The organism is Aquifex pyrophilus (genome assembly GCF_054656935.1).
On sequence record NZ_BAAHXJ010000015.1, the window covers coordinates 78,021 to 84,960 of the forward strand.

Below are 6,940 nucleotides of genomic sequence, written 5' to 3' on the forward strand. Positions count from 1 at the left end.
TTATAGGTATGACATTGCTCAGCGGAAAGGTTCTTTTTGAGGTTGCAAATGAGTATAACTTTGCGATAGGCGCCTTTAACTTTAACAACCTTGAGTTTTTAAATGCTATCCTGGAAGCAGCGGAAGAAGAGGAAGCTCCCGTATTCGTCCAGACAACGGAGAGCGCAATAAGGTATGCGGGGATAGATTTCCTCTCGGGAATGGTTCACGCGGTTAAGGACAGGTATAAAGTTCCCTTTGCCCTTCACTTGGACCACGGGAAGCACCTTGAGACGATACTCCTCGCCATAAGGCACGGATACACCTCCGTTATGATTGATTACTCGGATAAGCCTTACGAGGAGAACCTGAAAATTACTAAAGAGGTTGTTTCCCTCTGTGCTCCCCTCGGCATATCCGTGGAAGCGGAGCTCGGAAGGCTTGAGGGTGTTGAGGATAATGTCGTATCAAGGGAGAGCGTTCTCGTTGACCCCCTCCAGGCTAAAGAGTTTGTGGATAAAACGGGTGTTGATGCCCTTGCTCCAGCGATAGGAACCGCACACGGAGCCTTTAAGTTCAAAGGAGAGCCGAAGCTTGATTTTGAAAGATTGAAGAAGGTGAAGGAGCTCACAAACGTCGCGCTCGTTCTTCACGGGGCGAGCGGTGTTTACACGGAATACCTTGAAACTATAAATGCCTACGGGGGCGATATTAAGGGAGCAAGGGGTGTCCCGGACGAGGATATAAAGAAAGCTGTTGAACTCGGAATAAACAAAGTAAACACGGATACCGATTTAAGGCTCGCCTTCATCGCAACCTTAAGGAAGTTAATGGCGGAAGAGAAGAAGGTGATAGACCCCCGTAAGCTTTTGAAGCCTGCTATGGAAGAGGTTAAGAAGGTCGTAAAGAGGAGGATAAGGCTTTACGGAAGCCAGGGAAAAGCTGAGCTATTCAGAAAGTACCTCTAAGGCCTTTATGTATCCCCTCTCCATTATTTGGTCCGCTTTTCTAACATCAAGGGGTGTGAACTCCTCAAGCTCAGGAACTATAACGAGGTCACAAAACTCCTTTCTCTTTTCGGAGTTTGAGCGGACCGCAAGAAAGAAGCTCCTCAAAAGGATGTGAAGAATGTTCTTTATATCCTTTTCCGGCTCTATGGGAAGGACATCAACGCAAACGGTGGGAATACCGCTTTCCTGAAAGGGCTCAACGGGAAGGTTGTTAACTATACCTCCGTCAACGAGCAAGTAATTCTTATACTCAACGGGTTCAAATATGCCGGGAATTGCACAGCTGCCGAGAAGTGCGGGGATTAAACTCCCCTCCGAGAGGTATAGAGCCCTTCCCGAGTATAAATCCGTCGCGCATATATACGTCGGTATCTCAAGTTTCTCTATTCTCCTGTAAGGGAGAACCTCCTCAAGGAATCTTATAGCCTTCTCCCACCCTATCAATCCCTTCAGAGGTGGCTTGAACTTAAACAGCTTCAGCCAGTTTACCCTCTTCAGAAGGCTGAACATCCCTTCAGGGGAGTAGCCTGAGGCATAAAAGACCGAAACGATTGCCCCGGCGCTCACCCCGCTTAAAGCCCTCACCCTTATACCGAGCTCGTTTATAGCTTTCAAAACACCTATGTGGGCTATGCCCTTTGCAGCTCCTCCCGAAAGAACGAGGTTTATCTCTTCAAATTTCCTCAATCTCAAACTGCCAGTCCAGAGCTCCCTTTACCCAGGCGTAGAGAAGCCCATAGGTGAGTATGAATATGAAGATGAACATCTCTATGAATCCGAATACCCCGAGATATCTGTAAACAACTGTCCAAGGAAAGAGGAAGGCCGCTTCTATGTCAAAGAGGAGGAGAAGCAGTCCGAGTAGGTAATAACCCTGGTGGAAGGTCGTTTGAGCGTCTTTATCGTATAGGGGAACACCACACTCGTAAGGGTAGTCCTCGTAAAGCTGGGGCTCCCTAGGCCCCAAAAGCGAATTAAGGGATATCATAACAAGCCCTATGACTATAAGAATGAAGGCGAATACCAAAATCCAGAAGTACTCCATCGCTCCTCACCCCGTAAATAAACTTTCCACAGAGGCCTTTATTAAAAACCAAATTATGGAGGGAAGAACACCGAGGAGAACGCTTCCCACCGTGAGCACAACTAAGGATAAGCCTTCAAGGGGGTTTATACCCTCAACCTTAAACTCCCTTTCGTTTTTGTGCATATACATCAGGACGACGAGCCTTATGTAATAACCCGTTGACACAGCGGTTGAGAGAATCATAATGAAGGCGAGCCACCATAGCTTATCAAAGGATAGGGCCATGAAGACGAGGGCTTTACCGACAAATCCAACGGTGGGAGGGACACCGAGGAGTGCAACCATGTAAACGAGGAAGGCAAAGGCGAGGTAAGGCATGTTAAACCTGAAGCCCATAAAGTTCTCCATGCTGTTTTCCCATTCGGGATTCCTCTCCATGAGTGCAAGGACGAGAAAGGCTCCCGCGGACATTATAGCGTAAGCTATCAGGAAGTATATAACAGCCTTAAGACCTATTACCTTAGATACAGCAACCGCAGCGAGTATATAACCCGAGTGGGCTATTGAGGAGTAAGCGAGAAGTCTCTTAACGTCCTTCTGAACGAGGGCAACGAAATTACCGTAAAGCATCGTAACAGCGGCTATTAAACCCACGGTTATCGTCCAGACCGTTGCAAACTTCTCCTCAAGCAGGGGAACGACCCTCACGAGGGGTATGAAGAAGGCGAGCTTTCCTACGGATGCCATGAATGCCGTAACGGGGGTAGGAGCACCCTGGTAGGCGTCGGGAAGCCAGTAATGGAAGGGAACAGCCCCTATCTTAACCGCTATACCTATGAGGAAGAATACAAGCCCGAGGATAAGGTAATGAATATCTTGGCTTTTATAGGTGAGTATCTCCCTAAGGTCTATACTTCCCGAGTATATATACATGAAGGCTGCACCGTAGGAAGCGAGGGCTATAGCAAGTCCCCCTAAAATCAAGTATTTGAACGCACCTTCCTTTGAAATGGTTGAGCCTCTCAAAAGAGCGGTTAGAATGTAAAATCCTACGGAAACGAGCTCAAGTGCTACGTATAGGATTATCAGGTTGTAGGAAGAGGCAAGAACGAAAACTCCGAGAAGCGTGAAGGCGAGAATGTAGTAAAACTCCCCGTAAAAGGATTTCTTTGAGGAGTAATAGTTATTAACGACCGTGAGTATGCCGAGGGTTATTATCAACGAGAAAATTTTTACCGTTATAGCGAGAGGGTCATTTGTAAAGTTCCCGTAAAAGGTATCCCCGGGATAATTCCAGGGAACGAGAAGAGAGAGTAAAACCGCAAAATAACCTACGTAACTAACTATTGAGAGAACCGTTTTCTTACTTTCCTTTTTCAGGACAAGCTCAAGGGTAAAAAGAACGAAGGCGTGAATGAGAAGTATGAGTTCGGGAAGGAACTTCTTGAGGTCTGGAATCTCTATCGCTCCTATTAGTGCCCTTAAATCCATCTTTCACTCCCCTCAGAACGGAATTTTTAGAACGTATTTAAGAAGGTGGAAAATGTATCCCTCGTAAAAGGCAAAGAATATAAAGGGAAGAAGTCCAACCATTAGAACGGGAATAACTATCAGAACAAAAGCTACAAGGGGATAACCGTTTACGTCCCTGAAGTGAATGAGAACGCTCTCCTCCCTAACGTCAAGGTAAAGGGTTTTCATGAAGTAAAGGACGTAGGCTCCGCTGAAGAAGGCGGCGACGAGAACGAGAAGGGCTAAAACCGTTGAGTACTCCCTTGATGCGACAACCGTGAGGAACTTACCCCAGAAGGAGGAACCGCCGGGAAGCCCCATTGCTGCAAAGGCTATTGTTGCGGTAATCGTGGCAAAAAGGGGCATGAACTTTATAGCACCCCTCAGGCTTGAGAAGTTATAGGTGTGAAGCCTGTTATATACAAAACCAGCAACCATAAAGAGGCCCGCACTCGTGAGCCCGTGGGCAAACATCTCTATAACGGAGGCCCTTATGCCTTCCACGTTAAGGAGGAACATCGCCGCAACAACAAAACCCATGTGGGAAACGGATGAGTAGGCAACGAAACGCTTTATATTCGTCTGGGATATCGTCATCCAGGAGGCCATGACTATTGAGTAGATACCAAGGGCAACGAGGTAGGGAGCAAGCTCCCTTGCCGCATCGGGGAAGAGCCCTATGTTGAACCTGAGAAGAGCGTAAGTCCCCATCTTAAGGAGTATAGCCGCAAGAACTACGGAACCCGCTGTAGGTGCTTCTCCGTGGGCATCGGGAAGCCACGTGTGGAAGGGAACGATAGGCGTTTTCACAGCAAAGGCTATAAAGAAGAGAAGGAAGAGGAATATCTCAAAACCGTTCGGTATGTTTAGACCAAGCAGTTCAAAGTAGCTGAAGGTAAAGGAACCGTTTACTTTGTAGTGATAAACCGAAAGGGAAGCTATACCGAGAAGAAGGAAAAGGGAGGATATGAATATGTATACGAAAAACTTGTAAGCGGAGTAAAGCCTCAGCTTATAACCCCATATCCCTATAACGAAAAGCATGGGAAGAAGGGTGAGCTCGTAAAACACGTAAAACACTATCAGGTCAAAGCTCGTGAAAACACCGATAACAAAAGCCTCCGTAAGGAGGAAAGCTATGTAATACTCCTTCAAACGGCTCTTTATCGCTTCGTCTCCCATGGACCATATAACCGCAACGAGGGAAACGAGGGTTGTGAGTATGTACATAAGCATGGAGAGCCCATCCGCCCCGAGGGAAAGCTTTACACCGAGCTCTTCAAGTATCGTATATTCTTCGTAGAACTGAACAACTTCAGTTTTTGAGAAATCAAACCACGAGAGTGCTATCAGGGATATTAAAAGGGTGAGCCCCGTCCCGAGTAGAGCGAGATACTTTGCATACTTCTCCTTAAAGAAGAGAATCAGGAGGGAGAAAACCACGGGCGTTATTATGGATACCGATATAAAGGGAAAATCAAACCCCACCTTTTCCATCTCACTTACCCCTTAAACCTCTCAAGGAGGTAAAGCATAACTCCGAGCATAACCACAACGCCGAGCGTTAAAAAGATTATGTAATGATTTAGAAGCCCTGTCTGGAGCTGTCTTGAAACCCTTCCTATCCTGAAGGCGGAAAGAACGCTCTCGTGAATGAGAAGGTCAATAATCTTTATATCAAGGTTCTTCCACAGGAACTTCACAAACTTAAAGAAGTTCTTATAAAGGAGGTTTATAAATCCGTCTATAAGTCCCCTGTCAACGCCCTTAAAGGTAAGCCTTGAGACCGAAAGGTATCCGCCCCCTATTACGTTGTGGTACAGCTTTTCAGTAAAGAACTGCTCCTTAAAGGTTGTGTGAATGAACTTGAGAGACTCGTAAGCCCTCCTGTAATCTATTACCTCCTTCACATACACTGCCCATGCAAGCCATATCCCACCTACCGCAACTCCAAGAGAAACAAGAGCAACACTCAAATGTATCCCCTTCTCCTCACCTCCTATCAATCCAACATACCAGTGCTCAAGCCACAGCCCAAACAATCCGCTCAACACGGTCACAAATCCAAGTATCCCCATAGGAACGGTCATAACTCCCTCAACCTCATGTACTTCCTTGTTGTAAAACTCCCTCCACCTCTCTTTCCCGTGAAACACCAAAAATCCTTCCCTGAAGCTGTAATACGCTGTCACAAAAGCTACTATCGTCCCAAGTATCCCCAAAACTCCGCTCCACTCATACATGCTCGCAACTATCCTGTCCTTGCTCCAGAATCCGCTGAAGGGAAACACTCCCGCAAGGCTGAGAGCTCCTACCATAAACGCTACATACGTTATGGGCATATACTTTTTAAGCCCTCCCATCTTGAAGATGTCGTAAAGGTGGTGGTGGAATGCAGTTATCACAGCTCCCGCCGCAAGGAAGAGGAGAGCTTTAAAGAATGCATGTGTCGTGAGGTGGAACATCGCTCCTCCCTTGTCTCCCACTCCCAGAGCAACAAACATGTATCCGAGCTGGGACATCGTTGAGAAGGCTATTATCTTCTTTATGTCGTTGTGAACTGCTCCCGCAAGGGCAGCCATCGTCATCGTGAGGGCTCCTATCACTACTATGAGCTTTAAGGTCTGAGGCGTTGCCTCAAACATGGGATATAGCCTTGCGACCATGTAAACGCCCGCTGCTACCATCGTTGCAGCGTGAAGGAGTGCACTCACGGGAGTGGGACCTGCCATCGCGTTTGGAAGCCAGGTGTGAAGGGGAAACTGACCGGACTTTCCTACAGCTCCCCCAAAGAGGAGCATCGTAGCTACTCCGAGGGCATACTTGTTTACCTCTTCAACCTTCGGGAATATCTCAAGTATGTCAAGGGAGCCGAAAAGGTAGAAGGTGTAAATGATACCGAAGATAAAGAGCCAGTCACCTATTCTGTTCATAACGAAGGCTTCAAAGGAGGCGTTTGTTGCCTTTTTCTGGTTGTGGTAGTAGCCAATCAGGAGGTATGAAGCGAGACCAACACCTTCCCAACCGAAGAAGATACCAAGGAGGTTATCCGAGAGGACGATAAGGAGCATAGCAAAGAGGAAGAGGGAGAGGTAAGCGTAGAACTTAAAGACCCATTTCCCGAACTCGTCTCTCATGTATCCGATTGAGTAAACGAATATGAGCGTGGCGACGAAGGAGACAACAAGAGCCATCAGAGAGGAGAGGGAGTCAAAGTAAAATCCGAGCTTGAGGGTGTAGTCGGAGATAGGGAGGAATGAGTAGAGCTTTATGTGAATGGGCTCGTGTATAGCTTTGAGGGCGACGACGAGGGAAAAGAGAGTTGTTAGACCAGCTCCCACAGAGGCTATTATTCCGCTTCCGAGGTCTCCTATCTTCCTTCCAAAAACCAGTATCACCATAAAGGCTATTA

Annotated in this window: 6 protein-coding genes; 1 reads left to right on the forward strand and 5 read right to left on the reverse strand. The window is 47.1% G+C overall.

Going from position 1 to position 6,940, the window contains the following annotated elements; all coding sequences use genetic code 11:
* Positions 1–8 precede the first annotated feature (8 nt).
* Positions 9–947: a class II fructose-1,6-bisphosphate aldolase gene (gene fba / locus ACYQZ0_RS08620; protein WP_459776188.1), complete on the forward strand. Its 939-nt coding sequence runs from the start codon at positions 9–11 to the stop codon at positions 945–947.
* Here the strand turns inward: fba and ACYQZ0_RS08625 are convergent.
* Genes ACYQZ0_RS08625 through nuoL form a run of 5 tightly spaced genes read right to left on the reverse strand, consistent with a single transcriptional unit; the run spans position 927 to position 6,938 of the window.
* Positions 927–1,682 (reverse strand): patatin-like phospholipase family protein, encoded by a 756-nt coding sequence (locus ACYQZ0_RS08625; protein WP_459776189.1) that lies wholly within the window; start codon positions 1,680–1,682, stop codon positions 927–929. The genes fba and ACYQZ0_RS08625 overlap by 21 nt on opposite strands.
* Positions 1,663–2,034, reverse strand: coding sequence for an NADH-quinone oxidoreductase subunit A (locus ACYQZ0_RS08630; protein WP_459776190.1), 372 nt, complete (start codon positions 2,032–2,034; stop codon positions 1,663–1,665). Before ACYQZ0_RS08630 ends, ACYQZ0_RS08625 begins: the two co-directional genes overlap by 20 nt.
* Before the next feature lie 6 nt (positions 2,035–2,040).
* Positions 2,041–3,507: an NADH-quinone oxidoreductase subunit N gene (locus ACYQZ0_RS08635; RefSeq protein WP_459776191.1), complete on the reverse strand. Its 1,467-nt coding sequence runs from the start codon at positions 3,505–3,507 to the stop codon at positions 2,041–2,043.
* Between the two features lie 12 nt (positions 3,508–3,519).
* Positions 3,520–5,025, reverse strand: coding sequence for a complex I subunit 4 family protein (locus ACYQZ0_RS08640; RefSeq protein ID WP_459776192.1), 1,506 nt, complete (start codon positions 5,023–5,025; stop codon positions 3,520–3,522).
* Positions 5,026–5,030: 5 nt separating this feature from the next.
* A complete protein-coding gene (gene nuoL / locus ACYQZ0_RS08645) occupies positions 5,031–6,938 on the reverse strand; it encodes an NADH-quinone oxidoreductase subunit L (protein WP_459776193.1) in 1,908 nt (635 codons plus the stop codon).
* Positions 6,939–6,940: the final 2 nt, after the last annotated feature.

Coding starts and splice junctions, on each gene's coding strand:
- ACYQZ0_RS08630 (WP_459776190.1), bottom strand. CDS start 2,034: ATGGAGTACTTCTGGATTTTGGTATTCGCCTTCATTCTTATAGTCATA.
- ACYQZ0_RS08635 (WP_459776191.1), bottom strand. CDS start 3,507: ATGGATTTAAGGGCACTAATAGGAGCGATAGAGATTCCAGACCTCAAG.
- fba (WP_459776188.1), top strand. CDS start 9: ATGACATTGCTCAGCGGAAAGGTTCTTTTTGAGGTTGCAAATGAGTAT.
- ACYQZ0_RS08640 (WP_459776192.1), bottom strand. CDS start 5,025: ATGGAAAAGGTGGGGTTTGATTTTCCCTTTATATCGGTATCCATAATA.